The organism is Pseudomonas sp. NFX5 (assembly GCF_049132125.1).
GTDB lineage: Bacteria > Pseudomonadota > Gammaproteobacteria > Pseudomonadales > Pseudomonadaceae > Aquipseudomonas > Aquipseudomonas marginalis.
The window spans coordinates 77,278-94,571 of record NZ_JAFMZG010000007.1; the positions used below are offsets into that span (position 1 = coordinate 77,278).

At 60.2% G+C, this 17,294-nt stretch carries 19 protein-coding genes and 1 pseudogene; 3 read left to right on the forward strand and 17 right to left on the reverse strand.

What is annotated here, in order from left to right:
• Position 1 precedes the first annotated feature (1 nt).
• From J1N02_RS02835 to J1N02_RS02850, 4 genes are read right to left on the reverse strand one after another with little or no spacing between them, the layout of a single operon-like run.
• Entirely contained in the window at positions 2-1,255 is a 1,254-nt protein-coding gene (locus J1N02_RS02835; RefSeq protein WP_169899019.1) for an ATP-grasp domain-containing protein, read from the reverse strand.
• Positions 1,252-2,133, reverse strand: coding sequence for an EamA family transporter (locus J1N02_RS02840; RefSeq protein ID WP_338137021.1), 882 nt, complete (start codon positions 2,131-2,133; stop codon positions 1,252-1,254). The genes J1N02_RS02835 and J1N02_RS02840 overlap by 4 nt, the downstream gene beginning before the upstream one ends.
• A gap of 56 nt (positions 2,134-2,189) precedes the next feature.
• The gene (locus tag J1N02_RS02845) at positions 2,190-2,756 is read right to left on the reverse strand and encodes a phosphoribosyltransferase family protein (protein WP_169899023.1); all 567 of its coding nucleotides are present in this window, start codon (positions 2,754-2,756) and stop codon (positions 2,190-2,192) included.
• On the reverse strand, positions 2,743-3,702 hold the full coding sequence (locus J1N02_RS02850; RefSeq protein ID WP_169899025.1) for a cysteine synthase family protein: 960 nt from the start codon (positions 3,700-3,702) through the stop codon (positions 2,743-2,745). The genes J1N02_RS02845 and J1N02_RS02850 overlap by 14 nt, the downstream gene beginning before the upstream one ends.
• A gap of 255 nt (positions 3,703-3,957) precedes the next feature.
• Between J1N02_RS02850 and J1N02_RS02855 the strand changes: the two are divergent.
• Positions 3,958-4,053 (forward strand): annotated as a pseudogene (locus tag J1N02_RS02855) (DUF2599 domain-containing protein); the annotation flags it as partial.
• A 3-nt stretch (positions 4,054-4,056) separates the two neighbouring features.
• Here J1N02_RS02855 and J1N02_RS02860 read toward each other — a convergent pair.
• Both J1N02_RS02860 and J1N02_RS02865 read right to left on the reverse strand, forming a co-directional pair.
• The gene (locus J1N02_RS02860; RefSeq protein ID WP_065940241.1) at positions 4,057-4,851 is read right to left on the reverse strand and encodes an ABC transporter permease; all 795 of its coding nucleotides are present in this window, start codon (positions 4,849-4,851) and stop codon (positions 4,057-4,059) included.
• On the reverse strand, positions 4,848-5,525 hold the full coding sequence (locus J1N02_RS02865; RefSeq protein ID WP_027606139.1) for an ABC transporter ATP-binding protein: 678 nt from the start codon (positions 5,523-5,525) through the stop codon (positions 4,848-4,850). The genes J1N02_RS02860 and J1N02_RS02865 overlap by 4 nt, the downstream gene beginning before the upstream one ends.
• Positions 5,526-5,656: 131 nt before the next feature.
• Between J1N02_RS02865 and J1N02_RS02870 the strand changes: the two genes are divergently transcribed.
• Positions 5,657-6,733, forward strand: a complete 1,077-nt coding sequence (locus tag J1N02_RS02870) for an aldo/keto reductase (protein WP_027606138.1) — start codon at positions 5,657-5,659, stop codon at positions 6,731-6,733.
• A 623-nt stretch (positions 6,734-7,356) separates the two neighbouring features.
• Complete coding sequence (locus tag J1N02_RS02875) at positions 7,357-8,565, forward strand: DUF1835 domain-containing protein (protein WP_421147128.1); 1,209 nt, start codon at positions 7,357-7,359, stop codon at positions 8,563-8,565.
• 53 nt (positions 8,566-8,618) lie between these two features.
• On the opposite strand, the gene J1N02_RS02880 is transcribed toward J1N02_RS02875, so the two are convergent.
• From J1N02_RS02880 to J1N02_RS02930, 11 genes are all read right to left on the reverse strand, one after another.
• On the reverse strand, positions 8,619-9,452 hold the full coding sequence (locus J1N02_RS02880; protein WP_092354702.1) for an ABC transporter substrate-binding protein: 834 nt from the start codon (positions 9,450-9,452) through the stop codon (positions 8,619-8,621).
• A 59-nt stretch (positions 9,453-9,511) separates the two neighbouring features.
• Positions 9,512-10,240, reverse strand: a complete 729-nt coding sequence (locus J1N02_RS02885) for an amino acid ABC transporter ATP-binding protein (RefSeq protein WP_169899070.1) — start codon at positions 10,238-10,240, stop codon at positions 9,512-9,514.
• Positions 10,241-10,263: 23 nt separating this feature from the next.
• Positions 10,264-11,007 (reverse strand): amino acid ABC transporter permease, encoded by a 744-nt coding sequence (locus J1N02_RS02890; protein WP_085205429.1) that lies wholly within the window; start codon positions 11,005-11,007, stop codon positions 10,264-10,266.
• A 6-nt stretch (positions 11,008-11,013) separates the two neighbouring features.
• Entirely contained in the window at positions 11,014-11,715 is a 702-nt protein-coding gene (locus tag J1N02_RS02895; RefSeq protein WP_027608104.1) for an amino acid ABC transporter permease, read from the reverse strand.
• Between the two features lie 109 nt (positions 11,716-11,824).
• Positions 11,825-12,577 (reverse strand): SDR family oxidoreductase, encoded by a 753-nt coding sequence (locus J1N02_RS02900; protein WP_027608103.1) that lies wholly within the window; start codon positions 12,575-12,577, stop codon positions 11,825-11,827.
• Positions 12,578-12,670: 93 nt separating this feature from the next.
• Positions 12,671-13,444 (reverse strand): LamB/YcsF family protein, encoded by a 774-nt coding sequence (locus J1N02_RS02905; protein WP_027608102.1) that lies wholly within the window; start codon positions 13,442-13,444, stop codon positions 12,671-12,673.
• Entirely contained in the window at positions 13,441-13,833 is a 393-nt protein-coding gene (locus J1N02_RS02910; RefSeq protein WP_027608101.1) for an acetyl-CoA carboxylase, read from the reverse strand. Before J1N02_RS02910 ends, J1N02_RS02905 begins: the two co-directional genes overlap by 4 nt.
• Positions 13,830-14,804 carry a biotin-dependent carboxyltransferase family protein gene (locus J1N02_RS02915; protein ID WP_421147129.1) on the reverse strand — a complete coding sequence of 325 codons (975 nt, stop codon included), beginning with the start codon at positions 14,802-14,804 and terminating at the stop codon, positions 13,830-13,832. Before J1N02_RS02915 ends, J1N02_RS02910 begins: the two co-directional genes overlap by 4 nt.
• On the reverse strand, positions 14,801-15,457 hold the full coding sequence (gene pxpB / locus J1N02_RS02920; protein ID WP_027608099.1) for a 5-oxoprolinase subunit PxpB: 657 nt from the start codon (positions 15,455-15,457) through the stop codon (positions 14,801-14,803). Before pxpB ends, J1N02_RS02915 begins: the two co-directional genes overlap by 4 nt.
• Positions 15,454-16,806 (reverse strand): acetyl-CoA carboxylase biotin carboxylase subunit, encoded by a 1,353-nt coding sequence (gene accC / locus J1N02_RS02925; protein WP_146476503.1) that lies wholly within the window; start codon positions 16,804-16,806, stop codon positions 15,454-15,456. The genes pxpB and accC overlap by 4 nt, the downstream gene beginning before the upstream one ends.
• Positions 16,807-16,839: 33 nt before the next feature.
• Positions 16,840-17,253 carry an acetyl-CoA carboxylase biotin carboxyl carrier protein gene (locus J1N02_RS02930; protein ID WP_027608097.1) on the reverse strand — a complete coding sequence of 138 codons (414 nt, stop codon included), beginning with the start codon at positions 17,251-17,253 and terminating at the stop codon, positions 16,840-16,842.
• Positions 17,254-17,294 lie beyond the last annotated feature (41 nt).

The window sequence follows — 17,294 nt, forward strand, 5'->3', positions numbered from 1 at the left end:
CCTACCCGCTTTCGGTCAAATACCCCCCCTCGACCTCAAGTGCACGAATCCTAAGGTAATCTGCGGCGATCACCTTAGGATCGACATGAACCAGATACACAGTCCCGGGTTGACTGAACACGTCCTGCGTCACACCAATTTGTTGTCCATTCTCGACGTAGAAAACTGCATCGAAGAAAGACTCAAGTTTGAGCAGCTCTTTCAAAAATAGATCCTTATCGAAACAGCCATTTGAACGATTGATCAGGCAGACATTATAGGTACGTTGCAACAGTGGAGAGTCGGCCTCCCTTGCCAGCAATTGTGCAAAAAACTCCGGCTCGGCGATGGATAAAGCCACAGCTTCAATCTGCCCCAGACCAGTGGTTTGCCTGGATACACCGGGACGCAGAATACCGTCGGTTCGCGCAGCAACTTCTACCAGTTTCGGCCCCTCTGCGGTGAACATGACTTCTGCATGACTGGGGCCGTTGCGAATACCCAGACACCGCACCACTGCCCGAGTGTAATCCACCAGCAGCGGGTAAACCGATGAGTCAGGTCCAATCAACTCATCGATGTCATAGAGTACGCCGCCCTCTTTTGTGCGCTGTTTTTGGTACCTCACGACCTCGGTAACGAGCTGTTGACCATTGAGTGAAACCATATTCACCACATATTCCGTCCCCGCCAGGTACTCCTGAATCAGCACCTGCGTATTAGGCAGGTTCAACTTATTCGTTGCTCCCAACAGCTTGCCCACCGCAGTCTCGCAGGCCTGCCTGTCCGCGCAGATAAACACACCGTCGGCGCCTGCGCTGTCGAGGGGTTTTACCACGAGAGGAAAGTGCCCATGGTCTTTGATCCAGCCGTCGGCCAGCACCCAACTGCCTGCAACGAACTGTCGGGGTGCGGGCAACTGAGCCTGGGCAACACATTGAATCATGTCGTACTTGTTTCGGCGGGCATTGGTCTTGTCGAAGTCATTACGATAGGGCAGTTGCAGTCGTTCGTTTAACAGGTCAGCCAGAAGCACACCGGTTTCGGCACCGGCGATGATGAAGTCAGGCTTGAAGCATTCGACGCCCGCCAAGGTAGTCGTCATAGAGCCATTGACAATCATCTGCTCATAAATCGAATGATCGAAGCCCTTGTAGTAGTAACTGTCCAAGGCTCCCGTTGACGCAACATGCATAAGCACACAACCCTTTTCACTCAACCGCTTCGCCACAAATTTTCCCGAAGAGAAACCATCAACCACGACCACTCTAATCATGTTGCCTCCTTCCTGATTGCATACATCGCCCGACCCGAAAGCAACAACACAATGACGCTGACCGCCACCACACTGGCCATGGAAAACTCCACTCTGGTATCCAGGTATTGGAGTAACAGTACAAAGACAGGAAGTGTCAGCAAAACCAGGGAGACATGGATGGGTGTGAGGTAGTAGATGGTTTTCTGAATCAGGTAAATCGGCAACAAATGCCCGATCACAACCAAGACCACCATCGGCAGAATCAATTCGCGGTCAAGCGAAAAACTCACCTCGGAAGCAGGAATTGCGATGACGGAGGCACCAATCATCGCCACGCTCCTGACAGCCAGTATTTCATGGACAGACCAATGGCGAGCGAACATCTCCTTGGAGAAAACCGTGTAAATGACGGTACCCAACGCGCAAACCATGACGCTGCCAATACCCAACAGTCGCTCCTCCACGGTAGTAGCGACCACACCGCTGTCACCGGCAAATGAATTGAACAACATGATGCCTACCGACGTGAGCACCAGACATGAAACCAGCGTATCTGCGAAGGCAACCTTAGCACCGCGTTTATTCAGCAGCGAGATAATCAAAGTGAAGGCTGGGCCGCATGCTACTGAGGCGACTCCGACCACTGCTGGCTCTAAATAACGCAACGCATAAAACAGGCCTCCCCAGTTGAGTAGAACTGCAATATTGACGATAAAGACAAATGGCCAACAGGATCTAAACTTTGAAACCAAAGAACCTGCATCGCGATACAGTGCGCACACGATAAAAAACACTGCCGACGTTGCAAAACAATAAAAAACAACGATCAGCGTATTGATCGATTGCGTGACATAAGCGACATACACATCGAATGCTGCACTAAGCAAGCAAAACACCAAGCCAATTATTACGCCCACCCTAAGCATATCTATCAACCGAAAAAAATACTGACCTATGAAATCACGTTCACACCTTCGTCTCTAACCACTATTTTCATAATGGTCTTCACATCAATACCCGTTTGTTCTTTAACCTTTTCAGCGCCATTATTCCCCACCTTTTCAACGGCACAAATAACGTCCACTAATTCGCCACCAGCACCTTTCACTGCATTGACCAGCGCAATCACTGCACCACCAGTACTCAACGTATCATCAATAATAGTTACGCGATCACCAGCATTAACACCATTAAGATACATATCTCCTTGAAAATACTCCGACTGCACATTAACCACCTGCTCATTGATATCCCCCAGACTGTAGGAATACCATCTAGCCATTGCCATAGGAATACCTGTAAGCAAAGAGACCGTCGTAGCAAGCGCAGCACCTTTATCTTCTTCAGTTACAATTTTTGAAACATTAAAATCCATGAGCCTAACGACTTTTTGAGCCACCTCCATTAATACCTCCGGCCTTAATGCCGGAATTTGATCAGTAAACTCGTTTACGGTAGTCAATGCTGTACCAGAGTTCACAACTCTGGCATTCCTATAAACCTCTTCAAGTAACATCATTCACCTCACTGTATTGTGGATAAACACCATCCCAGCGACTTGCGTACTTCCATGAACTATCAAAAAACAAGGTGACTATATTTTTTTTGTGGAATGCTCGTGCAAACTCATCGCAGACCAGCAAGTTCGCACCACAGGTCGGGCCAATTGGGATTTTTTCTTCGTCAATAAAGAGCTTCATTCGAGCCCATGCGTCTGAGCCTTCAATCACTCGGACCTCATCAACGAGTTCAGAGATTGTATTAGCTGACAAGACTCCGGCACCGAGCCCCATTAAATTATGAGGGCGATGTTCAAAGGCCAAGTGATGCCTTTCTGCAAACAATGGAGCAGAATTATTGACTTCAACCCCTACGGTTCTAATTTCGCTGTACTCTCGTTTCAAGACCTCAGCAATACCAGAAAACGTTCCACCCGTGCCTATCGAGCAAACAAAAAAATCAGGAACTACGCCGTACACCTTCAGGTCCCGTACTATTTCTTCACCACAGACTTTCCAACTTTGCCTGTTCAATAAATTGCTGGACTGATCCAGAAAATAACTTTCTCTCGCCGAGTTCTCCGCTTGATAACGTTTGGCTCGGAGTACGGCTTCTGATAAAAACCCTTCTCTTGGCGTTTCAACTATTTCAGCCCCATAAGAGCGTATTTGAACTTTCCGTTCCTCAGTCATACCTTCCGGCATAAAGATTTTCACCTTATAGCCTTTTAGCCTTCCGATCCACGCAAGTGCTGCTCCACCATTCCCGGTAGAACAATCTATCAAGGTCATGCCCGGCCAAATGACGCCGACCTCTTCCAATCGGCTAACAATATTTAGATAAGTCCTGTCCTTGTGACTTCCTGAGGGATTCAAAAACTCACACTTAGAAAAAACCTTATTGCCATTTATCGAGAGTGTTTTCAATTCTACCAGTGGCGTACTGCCAATATCTGCGAGCTCCATTCTGAAGCCCCCCTATCCTCGACATAGAATAATTGAACGCTAACAGATTACTTCCCAGACAAATAGCTAGCCGAACGGATAGGTAGTTTCAAGCTCGAAGTAGCGACCTGAGTGTAGGATTTTACTGCAAACCATCCCTGCAATAACTAACGTATACAAAAAAAAACAATCAAGCACGCCCACCAGTGACTTGCAGTCTCTGTTTATCAGCGATCGGGCCGGTCGCGCGGTTTCTAAAATGGCGCGCAGTATCGCTTTAACATTGCCCGCAACAAGCTCGAGTGCAATCTCGAACCGTCGCGGCCGCACATCTGCGATGAAGATTCGATTGCTAAGGGTTGCAACACCTGAGGCTCAGACGCGCTCTTGCAAGCGCTCACGCAAAAACCGGTGGCTCCTGGAAAACAACCGCCGATACGTCAGCAACACCGCCCCCACCGTACCCAACGCCGACGACGCGGCAATCAGGAACATGATCACGATCTGATAGCGCACCGCGTCCACCGGGCTTTCCCCCGCCAGCACCTGGCCGGTCATCATGCCGGGCAGGCTGACAATGCCGACCACGGTCATCTGGTTCAGGGTCGGGATCATCCCCGCGCGTACCGCCTGGCGGATCGCTTCCTGCGCCGCCTCCCAGCGTGAGCCGCCGAGGGCCAGGATCATCTCGATGGTGTTGCGCCCCGAGGTCAGTTCCTGGGTCATGCGTTCGATCCCCAGGGACACGCCGGTCAGGGTATTACCGAGGATCATGCCGAGGATCGGGATCGCGTACTGCGGCTCGTACCACGGGTGGATGCGGATCACCGCAAACAAACCCACTGCCGTCACCAGCCACGAACTGCCCCACACCGACAGGATGCTGTCGACCCTTTGCCCACGGTACGTCCTGCGCCCGCGCCCCGCCGCCGACAGCCCGGCGATCAGGGTCATTGCGCCCATCAACGGCAGCACCACATACCAGTAGGCGAACGCGAACACCCAGCCCAGCAGGTAACCGATGGCCAACAGTTGCACCACGGTACGCACCGCCGCCCACAGCAACTGGCGGCCCAGGCCCAGGCGCAGCAGCAGGGAGAGCGCACCGTTGACCAGGATCAGCGAAGCGGCGATGCCCATGTCCAGGGCGGTGAGGTTTTGATAATTCATGGCTGGGTCGCCTCGCTCAACACGCCGGCACTCATGTGCAAGTGGATGTCGCTCATGCGCCGCGCCTGATCGAGGTCATGGGACACCCAGACATAGGCGCGGGCGTTGTCGCCGGCAAACCAGGCGCTGATCAGCACTTCCACGTCGCGGGATGAGGTGGGGTCGAGGGCAGCGGTGGGTTCGTCCAGCAGCAGCACCTCGGGGTTGAGTTGCAGGGTGCGGATCAGCGAGACCACCTGGGCCTCGCCGCCCGAGAGGTCCAATGCGTTCCTGGTCAAAAAATCGGCTGCCTTGCCGGCATGCCCCAGCAACGCGGTCACCGCTTGCGGGTCGAAGCGGCGCTGGCGCAGGGTCTTGAGGCTGAAGGGAAAGCGCAGGTTGTCCTCCACCGTGCCTTCGAGCAGCGCGGGGCGTTGGGAGAGGTAGCTGATATGGCTGCGGTAATGGGGAATCTCGGCATTGGCAATCGGCTGGCCGTTCCACAGGACCTGCCCGCTGGTGGGCGCATCCAGCAGCGCCAATGCCCGCAGCAATACGCTTTTGCCGGAACCGGAAGCGCCGGTGATCGACACGCGGTCGGCGCGGTTCAAGGTGAAATCCGTGGGCTGCAGCAACGGTACCTGCCGGCGTTCGTCCATGCGCGTGAGGGCGCGGGTTTCGATCAGTGCACTCATGGACGCGGTATTCCTCTTAAACCTGTTGGGCGCAATGGTGCGGCAGGCGCGGGAAGTTTTCATGAAAAAATTCAAACTATCGCCACCCACGTCGTTCAGAACTTCAGGTTCAACGTTAAGTAGGAGACGACATGCAATACCGACAACTGGGCCATTCGGGCCTGCTGGTATCCGAAATCATCCTCGGCACCGTGCCCTTTGGCGGTCGCGCCGAGTTTGAAAAATGCGGATCGGTAGACGTGCCCCAGGCCAGGCGCATGTTCGATATCGCGTTCGACGCCGGGGTGAATATGGTCGACACCGCCGACCTCTACTCCCACGGACTGGCCGAAGAAGTGGTCGGCAAAGCCTTGGGCGACAAGCGCAACGATATCCTGCTGGCCACCAAGGGCCGTAGCCCCGTGGACAACAACCCGAACAACTCAGGCTCGTCGCGCTATCACCTGATTCGCGCGTGCGAAGCGAGCTTGAAGCGCCTGGGCACCGACCATATCGACCTCTACCAATTGCACAATTGGGACGGCATGACTCCCATCGAGGAAACCCTCGAAGCCCTGCGGCTGTTGGTTGGCTCAGGCAAGATCCGCTACTTTGGCACCAGCAACTTCACCGCCTGGCAGATGATGAAAACCCTCGGCAAGGCCGAATTGCACGGCATGCTCAAGCCCATCACCCAGCAGATCTACTACACCCCGGAATCCCGCGAGGCCGAGTACGAGTTACTGCCCCTGGCCCTGGACCAGCACGTGGGGACGCTGGTGTGGGGGCCGATGGGCGAAGGCCTGCTGACCGGTTCCACCCGGCGCGGGCAGCAGCCACCGGCCAATACCCGTCAGGGCAGCGGCTGGCCCGAACCCTACGTGCATGACCAGGAACGTGCGCTGGACATCATCGAGACCCTCGCCGCCGTGGGCGATGAACAGGGCGTGTCAGTGGCGCGCACCTGCCTGGCCTGGCTCAAGGACCGTCCGGGAATTACCTCGCTGATCGTCGGCGCCCGCACGGAAGCGCATCTGCGTGACAACCTGGCGGCCACGGAATTGAAACTCACCGATGAACAGTTCTCGCGTATTGAAGCGGTGACACGGCGCCAACCGTTGTACCCGTACTGGCATCGTTTTACTGCCGGGATTGATCGCTTCGACCCGGCAGAACAGCCGTTCCTGGCCGAGCACCAGAAGACCATGGATGCACGCAAGGACAAATAATCCAGAACAGCGTACCTGTGGCGAGGGAGGTGCCACTACCTCTTCGACGTAGCGCTGTCGCGCAGCAAACTGGGACCTCTGTGGCGAGCGGGCTTGTCGAATCGTCGCACCGCCCGCGTTGGGGTGCGAAGCGCCCCTGATGGAGACAAATGTGGTGTATCAGACACTCCTCTGCGCCTGTTTTTGGGGCTGCTGCGCAGCCCAACGCGGGCGGTGCGACGATTCGACAAGCCCGCTCACCACAAGAATGCGCTCGCCTGAAATTATTTATGCAGGACTCAAGACTTCAGCGTGAAATTTTATCCCTTTAAAATCAGTGAGTTATTTTAATCTTGATAAGAGCTTGTTCCCTCACCACAGGTTACTTTTTCCCCTTTCTACGTCTTCACTGACTGGCATGAGGGCAAATCCCCCTCCCACATTTAATCCCGTCCCCCCCAAAAAAGGAGTACGGCTTCGATCCCAAGCCCGATTTGCAATCAAACGCCGCAGTGCCTATATTTCCCGCCTGGCGCTCTCTACGCCACCTTCCGCGGAAAGGGCTGCGCCCAGGACAATGAAGCTCTACCTCATTTCTACGACTCCCAACCTTAAAGCGGAAAAGGTTTGTGCAAGGAGATCGTATGTCGCAACGCCCCGTATCCTCCAACACCGATGGCCGTCTCAACCTTGAGCAGCAGCGCAAGCGCGCCAAGGAACTGTTGCGCCATCTGAAAGCCCAGGACCCCGGCGCCACCCTGTCCCAAGCCCAATGGCAGATCGCCAGGCAACTGGGCTTCAGCAGTTGGCCCAAGCTCAAGGCCCATGTCGACGCCATTGACTTCGCCGCCCGCCATCCCGACTTTGCCGCCAGCGACGAAGCACGCACCACCCACTGGCGCTGCGGCAATGACATTGCCCACAGCCTCCAGGTGGCCGGGTTCAAGGGCCGCTTCCAGATGCTCACCGACCCGCTGTGCATGGGCCCGGTGCGCGACGTCCCCGCCGCAGAATTCCGCGCCCTGCGCAGCGCGTTCATCAGCCAGGCCTTTGCTCTGCCCTTAGCGGACGTCACGCGCCGCGTCGACGATGAATACGATCAGCTGGAAACCTTGGCCAATGCCGAGCACAGCGTGCTGTGGTGTGAGGCGGACGCCTATGACCAGTTGTTCCTGATCCGTGCCCTGGCCGGCCTGGAGCAGGCACCGCCCAAGCTGGAGCTGATTGAGGTGGATCGTATTCCCGGTGTCGAGCGTTTTATCGGTATCGGCCAACTGGCGCCCGATGTATTGGCGTGGCTCTGGCCACAGCGGCGCCTCATCGGTGACGATGCCGTGCACCTGGCCAAACAGGCCTGGTCGGCCTATTGCGACAGCTCACCGACCCGGCTGGCGGCGCTTGCCCATGGCCAACACCCCGCCCTGCCGTTGCTGGCGCCGGCGCTGTTGCGTCAGTTGCAGGAGTTACCGGGCACCCAGGACGGCCTGTCGCTGACCGAACGCCTGGCCCTGACCTACCTCGCCGAAGCCGGGCCGCTGCCGTTTGGCCGTGTGTTCGCCGAGCTGATGGCCAGGCGCGACCCGCTGCCGTTCCTCGGGGACATGATGTTTCATGCGCTGTTGCGGCCGTTGATCGATGGCGAGCAGCCGTTGCTGACGGAAACCGAGACGCATCTGGACTGGCCCCGCCGCACGTTGTCGCTGACCCCCTTGGGCTATAGCGTGCTCAACGGACAGGCGTACTGGCTCGACCATGCCAGCCACGAACGCTGGGTGGGCGGTACATGCATCAGGCCCGGCCAACCGCACTGGATGATTGATGAGGCCCTGCGCCCCCAGTACAGAACACCGTAAAAAACAGCCCGCCGTGCATCACCCACGGCGGGCTTTTTCACAACCGCCGGCGCTTACGGCAACGGCTCGAACTTCAATGCGCTCAAGCTCTGCACCTTGTCCTCGCGGAACATCTTGTATTCGGTGTTCGGGCCGATCCAGCGGTCCCAGATCGCATCGATCTCCCCGGCCTTCTCCATCGCCATCAACGACTCATTGACCTTGGCCAGAAACGCCGGCTCATCGCGGCGCATGCCGGCACCGATCGGTTCGAGGGCCATCGGCTCCTTGGCCAGGGCCAGTTCGACACCACTGGCCTTGGCCTGGTTGACCAGTTTCAGCGCGGTCATGGTGTTGGTCACCAGGCCCACCACCTTGTTCTGTTGCAACGCCATGTAGGCCGAGCCGGTGTCCTGGAAGGTCACCGGGGTGGCCCCGGCAAGGCGGATCGACTGCTCGGAGGTGGAGCCCTTGGTGGAGCTGATGCGCTTGTCCTTGAAGAAGCTTTTCGGCTGGTCGGCATTCGCCGCGCGCACCACCAGGGTTTCCTTGGCGATGTAGTACGGGTCGCTGAACTGGATCTGTTCGGCGCGGGTCTTGGTGTAGGCCAGGTTGGCGAAGATCACGTCGACGCGACCCATTTTCACTTCGGGAATCCGCGCTTCAACCGACAGCGGCTTGAGTTCCAGGGCCACGCCCATGGTCTTGGCCAGGGCCTTGCACAGGTCCACGTCCATGCCCACCAGCTCGCGGGTTTTCGGGTCCGGCGCGGAGAATGGCGGCACGTCGGCGTAGACGCCGCAGCTCAGGGACTGCTTGGCCAGGATGTCGCTCAACTGGTCGGCCTGTGCGACGGCGATCGCCAATGGCCCCAATGCCAGTGCGGTAAACAGATGCTTCATACCCATGGGAAATCTCCAGAAAGTTGGACCAGCAAAAATGGCAGAGGGAGCAAAGCCGCCGCAGCTCAATGGGCCCGCAGGTCGGCGATAAAACGTTGCGCTCGCGGGTGCGAAGGCTGGGTGAAGAACGCATCGGGGCTGCTCTTTTCCAGAATCTGCCCCGCGTCCATAAACCAGATGGTGTCGGCCACTTCGCGGGCGAAGTTCATCTCGTGGGTCACGCACATCATGGTCATGCCGTCCTTGGCCAGGCCCTTCATCACGCTCAGCACTTCACCGACCATTTCCGGGTCGAGGGCGCTGGTGGGCTCGTCGAACAGCATCACCGGCGGTTCCATCGCCAATGCCCGGGCAATCGCCACGCGCTGCTGTTGGCCGCCGGACAACTGCGCCGGGTAAGCACCGGCCTTATGGGCCAGGCCGACGCGGTCGAGCAATTCCATGGCCTTTTGTTTGGCAGCGGCGCCCTTGAGGTTGCGCAGCTTGTTCGGCGCCAGGGTGATGTTTTCCAGCACCGACAGGTGCGGGAACAGGTTGAAGCTCTGGAACACAAACCCCACGCGGCTGCGCAGGCGGTTGATCTGCGCGTCGGTGCCGTGCACGTCCTGGCCATCGAACAGGATCTGGCCGGCCTGGATGTCTTCCAGGCGGTTGACCGTGCGGATCAGCGTCGACTTGCCAGAACCCGAGGGGCCGCACAGCACCACCACTTCACCGGGTTGCACCTCGGCGGTGATGTCGGTAAGCGCCTGGTACTCGCCGTACCATTTATTGATTTTCGAAAACATGATCATTGGATGCATGAGCGCAGCCCTCTTCAATTATCGGTGGTCAGCAACGGACCGCCCGCCACGGTTTGCCCGCCATCGCCCAGGCGCTTGCGGGCAATGCGTTGCTCCACCCAACCGGCCAGGCGGGTCAGGCCGAAACACAGCAGGTAGTAGATGATCGCCAGGATGAAAAACACCTGGAACGGCTTGGTCAGCAGCTGGTTGTTGACCTGGTTGGCGGCGAAGGTCACTTCCTGCACGTTGATCACGTAGCCCAGGGAGGTTTCCTTGATGATCGAGATGAACTGGCTGATCAGGCTCGGCAGCGCGTTGTACAGCGCCTGGGGCAGGATCACCCAGACCGTGGTGCGCACATAGCCCAGGCCCAGGGCGCGGGACGCCTCGTACTGCCCGGCCGGCAGCGCCTGGATGCCGCCGCGAATGATTTCGCACAGGTAGGCGCTCTGGTAGATCACCAGGGTGCAGAGCATGGTCATGAAGCCGGTGATGTTATGGCCGATCAGCAACGGCACCAGGAAGTAGGTCCAGAAGATCACCATCAGCAACGGGATGCCACGCAGCACATAGACCCACACTGTCGCGACCCAGTACAAGCCCTTCCACGGCGACACCCGCGCCAAGGCCAGCAGCAGGCCGAACGGGAACGCCAGCAGCAACGCCACCGCCGCCAGGATCAGGGTACTGACCAGGCCACCCAGCGGGCCGTGGGGGTATTGGCCGATCAGGAACAGCGTCCAGTTCTGCTGCACGATTGAAAACATATCGAACATCGCGGTCTACCTCGCCAGGGCTTTGCTGAAGTGACGGGCGAGCAATGCCCCGGCGCCCATCAGCAGCAGTGAAAACACCAGGTAGAAAACCGTGGCCACCAGGTACGACTCAAAGGTGCGGAACGTGTAGTTCTCCACTTCGCGGCTGGCGTAGGTCAGTTCCATCACGCCGATCGCCATCGCCAGGCTGGTGTTCTTGAACAGCAGCACGGTGTGGTTGATCAGCGACGGCAGGCAGTTGCGCACGCCCTGGGGCAGGATCACGTAGCGCATCGAACGCACGTAGCCCAGGCCCAGGGCCCTGGACGCTTCGGTCTGCCCGGCGGGAATGGCGCGCAGGCCGCTGCGCATGTCTTCACAGAAATACGCAGCCTGGCACAGGCCCAGGGCGATCACCGAGAACAGGTATTCAGTGTTGTGGTTGGCCAGCCACAGTTGCGTGGACTCGCCAAGCAGCGTCGGCACGCCGAAGTACCACAGCATCAGTTGCACCAGGGTCGGCACATTGCGGTGGTACGACACATACCCCGCCACCAGGCGGTCGGCCAGCGTGTTACCGGTCAGGCGCACCGTGACCAGTGTCAGCGCCAGCAGCATCGCCAGCAGCCAGGCGAACAGCGCCAGCTGCAAGGTCATTTCGATGCCCTTGACGATCAGCTCGGCATACTCGCCTTGCAGAATCGCGGCCAAATCGAAGTCTTGCTTCATGGTCAATCCCTATCGGCATTGGGCTAGGGCAGAAATCAAAATCACCCGGCGTGGCCGTGGCGGGATGCAGCGCTGACGGATCGATCCGTTCTTTTGCCGGGGCTCGGATTCAGCCCTGGTAGTCCTGGGGCCGGGCGGTGGAAAGCCCGCCCGGCACCTGCAAGGTCGGGGTGATTTCCATGTGCCCGATGTTGACCGCAATCGGCGCGGCAATCGCGAAGGCGATGGCATTGGCGATGTCCTCGGCCAGGGGCAATTCAAAGCCCTCGACGAAGCGCTTGTAGGTGGCTTCGGAATCGCCGTGCACGTGGGCAAAAATATCCGTGGCGACCCGACCCGGGCAGATCTCGGTGACCCGCACGCGCTTGCCGAACGCATCGATGCGCAACTGGCGCGAAAGCATGCTCACCGCCGCCTTGGTGGCGTGGTAGGTGGAGTTGCCGCCAAAGTTGTAGGCCGCAGCGATCGAACTGATGTTGATGATGTGCCCGCAGTCGCGCTCGACCATGCCCGGCAGCGCCAGCCGTGCAAGGTGCAGCACGGCGCGCAGGTTGACGTCGATCAGCAGGTCGATGCCGTCGGCGTCGGCCTTGAGCAGGGAACCGGGTTTGTCGACGCCGGCGTTGTTGACCAGGATGTCGAAGGTGTTCTCGGCGAACAATTGGGTCAACCCGGCAAGGTCGGTCACGTCGATGGCGTGGGCGATGCAGCCGGTCCTGGCCGCCAGTTCCTGCAACTTGTCGGCACTACGAGCCAGGGCATGCACCTGCACGCCTTCCTGGCACAGGCGTTCGACAACGGCGGCGCCGATGCCGGAGGAAGCCCCGGTGACCAGCGCGGTTTTGTAGTCGGAAAATGGCATGGGGTGGTCCTTGTGCTACGGGTTATGGTTCGACTCTATCCAGCCTTCGGGCGCTGGACCAAGACGCAATGGTTGTGTGGCGATAAGGCCTGCTTATGACGCGGCCAGCAGCTGGGAAATCGGCGTGATGCGACCGCCCAGTTGCTCGATTTCGGCGCGAATGGTGCGCGCCAGTTCGACCGCGCCGGGGGTGTCGCCATGCAGCAGGATCGAATGGGCCGGCACCCGCAGCACCTTGCCGCTGAGGGCGGTCACGGTGCCCTCCTCCAGTAACTGCCGCACCCGGCGCAGCACCGCTGCCGGCTCCTTGATCACCGAACCGTCGACCTTGCGCGGCACCAGCAGGCAATCGTCGTCATAGGCGCGGTCCGCGAGAAACGTGGTGGCGACGCGCAGGCCGCACTTCTCGGCCGCGCCCTCGATGGCGCGGCTGCTGGAGGAGCTGATGATCAGCGTCGGGTCAAACGCCGCCACCGCCCGCACCAACGGCTCCGCCAGCGCCGCATCGGCGGCGGCCATATTGCCCAGGGCGCCGTGGAAGCTCATGTGGGTCATGGGATGGCCGTTGACCGCCGCGATCCCGGCGAGCGCGCCGAGCTGGTAGATCACATGGGCGGCGAGTTCCTTGATCTCGATGTTCATCTGCCGACGGCCAAAGCCCATCAGGTCCGGGAAGCCCACATGCGCCCCCAGGTCGATGCCACCGGCCTTGGCCAGGCGCACCGTGTTGTCCATGATCAACGGGTCGCCGGCATGGAAACCGCAAGCGACATTGGCCGATGAAATCAGGTGCATCAGCGCCTCATCCTCGCCCATGCGCCACGGGCCGAAGCCTTCGCCGAGGTCGGCGTTCAAATCAATCTTCATGCGGGGTACTCCACACCAAGGAAGGCTTCGCCGTAGCCGACGGTGGTGCCGCACGGCACGCGCACATCGACGACCCGTGCGGCGCGGGGCGCGCGCAAGGGCAACAGCAACTCACCCACTTGCAGCAGCGCGACCAGTTGCCCGGCGCTGAGCTGATCGCCCACCGCCACGAACGGTTGATCCAGTTGGGGATGGGTCAGCAGCAAGCGGCCCAGGCCGGTGGTGCGCAGCACCTGGTCTTCAACCACGGCCACGGCAGGCGCCGCAACAGCGCCGGCCGAGGCGCCGCGCTTGAGCGTCAGGTGCACACCGGGGCGGCTCATTTCGGCACCGGCCAGGTGGTGCTCCTTGAGCCACAGCGCCAATTGGCGAATTTCCTCAAGGGTCATGCTTTCACTCCTTCACGGTGCAGTTCCAGCAGGCGGCTGACTTCCCGCAGATACGCGCGATTGGTTTCCAGGGCCTCGACGGCCTCCAGGTAGCTGCACTCGATAAAGCGCACCTTGCCGCCGATGGGCGCCTGGCCCAGGCGCCACAGGTCGGCCTCGATCACACTGCCGAACTTGGGGTAGCCGCCGCTGGGCTGGGCGTCACGCATCTGGATGATGGGCTGGCCGCCGTGGGGCACCTGGATCACCCCCGGCACGATGCCGTGGGAGCGAATTTCCATCGGTGCAATGGGCAGCAGCGGCTGGCCTTCCATTCGGTAGCCGTAGCGATTGCTCTGGGTGGTGATCTTCCATTCACCGGCCCAGAACGCCGCGCGGGAGGCCTCCTGGAAGCGCTCGTATTCGGCGGCGGGCAACACGCGCATGGCAGGCACCCCATCAACCTGCAACGGCAGCGCCAGGCCTGGCGCCAGCACCCCAACATCCAGCGGCAACGGGCTGATACCGGGGTGCAGTGCCCCCAGCCGATCACCCTGTTGCAGGGCGCGGCCGTCGAGGCCACCGAACTCGCCGCGCAATTGAGTGCTGCGCGAACCCAGCACCGACGGCACATCCACCCCGCCCGCCAAACACAGATAGGCACGGCTGCCAGACGTCGGATAGCCCAGGTTCAAGACCTGGCCTTCGCGGCCCTGGCACACCCAGTTCGGTGGCAAGGGCTGGCCGTCCAGGGTGGCGTCGCAAGCGGCGCCGGTCACCGCAAAGGCACAGTCCTGCAGCAGCCGTACCTCGAACGGGAACAGCGGTATTTCAATCGCGGCGGCGTCTTCGGGATTGCCCAGCAACAGGTTGCCCAAGGCCCGGGCCAGGTGGTCCATGGCGCCCGATGTGCCCACGCCATAACCCAGGCTGCCGAAGCGGCCGAAGTCCTGCACGGTGGCCAGGGCGGTGGCCGATAAAATCTCGATCATCGAATGATCCTCTCGATGCGCAAGCGCAGGAAATCACCCGGCCGCAAGATCGCGGGCGGGGTTTGGGCGGGGTCGAAAAACGCCATTTCAGTGCGGCCGATGGTGTTCCAGCCGCTGGGGCCGGCCGAGGCGGACACCCCGGTCTGCACCCCGCCGATGGACACCGAGCCCGCCCCGATAGTCAGCACCGGCACCTGGCGCCGTGGCGTGGCCAGGCGCGGGTCCATGCCGCCGAGGTAGCAATAACCGGGGTGGCTGCCCAGGGCGTACACCGGGTACAGCGGTTCGCAGTGCAGGTTGGCGATGGTCTCGATATCCAACCCGGTGTGGGCGATCACGTCCGCCATATGCGGGCCGAACTCGCCGCCGTACACCACCGGCAATTCGACAATGCGCCCCTCCAGGGGCAGCGGCTGGCTCTGTTCCCAGGCTTCCAGCAGGCGCTGGCACAGGCCGTTCAGTTCACGGGGCGGCGTGAGGAAGGTGAGCATCAGGTTGTTCATGCCGGGCACGGCTTCGTGGATCTCGGGCCATTCGCCGGCTTGCAGGGCCAGGCGCCAGATGCGCTGCTGCGGGGCCAGGTCCAGTTCGCCCGGCGCCTCGAACAGCAAGGCGCTGGAGCCCAGCAGGCTGATGACAGGGGCGGTGTTCATGTCGGACTCCTTTGCTGCAACCAGCGCTCAAGGTGATGAATATCGACGCCGCCGGCGCAGAACGCCGGGTCATCCAGAATCTCGCGGTGCAAAGAAATGTTGGTGCTGATGCCCTCCACGACCATCTCGCTCAGGGCCAGGCGCATACGCGCCATGGCGTCTTCGCGCGTAGCGCCGTGGGTGATGACCTTGGCCACCATCGAGTCGTAGTACGGCGGCACGCGGTAGCCGGTGGTGACATGGGAATCGACCCGCACACCAAAGCCGCCGGGCACTTCCCAACGCTGGATCAGGCCGGGGGTCGGCATGAAGGTCAGCGGGTCCTCGGCGTTGATGCGGCACTCCAGGGAGTGGCCGTTCAGTTGAACGTCCTCCTGGCGCACGCTGAGCACTTCACCGCGGGCCATGCGCAGTTGCTGCTGGACGATGTCGATGCCGGTGGTCATCTCGGTGACCGGATGCTCCACTTGCAGGCGCGTGTTCATCTCGATGAAGAAGAACTCGCCGTCCTCATACAGAAACTCGAAAGTGCCCACGCCGCGATAGCCGATGCGGCGGCAGGCCTCGGCGCAGCGTTCGCCGACCGTGGCGATCAGCGCGGGATCGATGCCCGGCGCCGGCGCTTCTTCCAGGACTTTCTGGTGGCGGCGTTGCAGGGAACAGTCGCGGCAGCCGAGCCAGATCGCATGGCCATGGGCATCACACAGCACCTGGATTTCCACGTGCCGGGGGTGGCCGAGGAATTTCTCGATATACAGTTCAGGGTTGCCGAACGCCAACCGCGCTTCTTCGCGAGTGAGACCGATGGCCGCCAACAACTCGGCCTCTGCCTGCACCACGCGCATGCCGCGACCGCCGCCGCCACCGGCGGCCTTGACGATCACCGGGTAACCGATGTCGGCGGCGATGGCGAGGATGCTCGCATCGTCGCTCGGCATGCTCGAATCCGGCCCCGGCACGCACGGCACACCGGCTTCACGCATGGCGCGCTTGGCTGCCACCTTGTCGCCCATGGTGCGAATGCATGCGGCGCTCGGCCCGATAAAGGTCAACCCGGCCGCTTCGATGCGCTCGGCAAACCCGGCGTTTTCCGACAGGAACCCGTAACCGGGGTGGATCGCCTGGGCACCACTGACCCTGGCGGCAAACAGCAGCGCCGTCTGGTTCAAGTAGCTCAGGCCCGGTGCGGCCGGACCGATGCACAGCGACTCATCGGCGTTTTGCACATACTGCGCATGGCGGTCCGCTTCGGAGTGCACCGCCACGGTCTTGATACCCAGGCCGTGGCAGGCACGCGCAATGCGCAGGGCGATTTCGCCACGGTTGGCGATCAGCACTTTGTCGAACATTGAATTCACCTGAATAACGAATACGCGTGGGGGTCAACCGAGCCGGAAGAGGGCCTGGCCCGCTTCGACTTCGACGCCGGCCTGGGCAAGAATCTCAACCAACTTGCCGGCAACCTTGGCCTTGACCGGATGGAACATCTTCATCGCCTCGATCACCGCCACGGTCTGGCCGGCTTCGATCGCTTGGCCCACGCTGACGAACGGCGCCTCACCCACGGCGGGCGTCAGGTGCAGGACGCCATAGAGGCTGGCCTTGATCTCCACGGCGGAGCTGGCCACGGGGGTTGCGGGTGTTGGCGCTGCGGTCACGGCCGGCGCGACGCTGGTGATCACCTGACCTGCCTGCTTGAACAGCCGCAGCGTGCTGTCACCTTCGGTCAGGCTCAGTTCCAGCAGATCGGATTCGGCCAGCAAATCCATCAACCCCTTGATACGTGCTGAATCCATGTATGGCCCCTGCCTGTCGAGCGTGTCTTGAGTGGATGGGC